Origin of the sequence: Vibrio genomosp. F6 (assembly GCF_005146325.1) — a bacterium.
GTDB lineage: Bacteria > Pseudomonadota > Gammaproteobacteria > Enterobacterales > Vibrionaceae > Vibrio > Vibrio cortegadensis.
In genome coordinates this window covers 1-1,032 of the sequence record NZ_SYUT01000114.1, presented here as the reverse complement: position 1 = coordinate 1,032, position 1,032 = coordinate 1, and the positions used below count along the sequence as shown (strand labels likewise).

The 1,032-nt window shown below is 28.9% G+C and carries 1 protein-coding gene; it reads left to right on the top strand.

Features of this window, described 5'->3' with window-relative positions; translation table 11 throughout:
* The first annotated feature begins 64 nt into the window (after window positions 1-64).
* Window positions 65-952 (top strand): hypothetical protein, encoded by an 888-nt coding sequence (locus FCV43_RS19905; protein WP_136996152.1) that lies wholly within the window; start codon window positions 65-67, stop codon window positions 950-952.
* Window positions 953-1,032 lie beyond the last annotated feature (80 nt).

Sequence of the window (1,032 nt, the reverse complement as noted above, 5' to 3'; positions counted from 1 at the left end):
CCCCTTAACAGGGCGTTATAGCGCAAATTTAATAAATGCGTAATTTTATAAGGAATAAATTTTAGTGTTAACCACATTTTTAGATGATTCTGAACCAAGTAAAATAAGAAAATCTATTTTTATATTTGCGTCAATGTCAATATTTGCATATTTTTATAAATTAAACATCTCAGCTCCAAGTGCTTTCTTCTCTTCAGCATCTTCTTCAGGTAATTCGATTGAAATTAATTACATACATATTTTAAAAATATTAGCTGCTTTTCAGTGTTACCTTTTATGTAGGTTGTTTGTTTCGTGGAAAATTTCTTTTGCAATATTTAATAAAAGTTGGAAGGTGGACGAGTTCAAAGAAGATGAAAATTTAATTGGTTTACAAAAAGAGTTAAGTGATTTCAATGCTATAGCTAATGAAAAAATAAAACTAAAAAATGAATTGAATTCTGTTATCTCCATTTTAGAAAAGTTGCTTCCACAACAAGAAGACATGCATGGAATTATTTCTGATATTAGTGAAGTTAGCAGGAAAACATCAAAAGATTATTATAAGCTAGTAGAGTTGTTAAAAAGTGAAAAGATTGACAATGGTGAAATTCAAGGTGTTTGTTCGACATTTATGCGTTTTAATGACCTTGATACTAGTATGCTAATGGAAAAGATAAGAGCGATTAGAATTCGTATTGAAAAAACCAATGAAATGTTTGATTTAACACTATCTAATTTGACTGAATTTGAAGAGAAATTGATTAATTTTAATCAATCTTTTCCATCATCGAATTATAAAGCAGTGACTGAAATTAATCAAAGAAGCTTGATTAACTCGAGAAATATTAAAGTTGTTGAAATGTGGGTGTTTGAATTAATATTTCCAACGGTCATTAGTTTAACGTCATTGTATATATGCTTAAATCCAGAAAATGAATGGTTATCAACTATTTTGAAGTCAATATTTTAATCGAGAATGGCTGTAAGGTGTGTGTTAGATTTCCTGCTTTCTAGCGCTATAACAAGCAATTTAAGAGTGACTCCTAACGC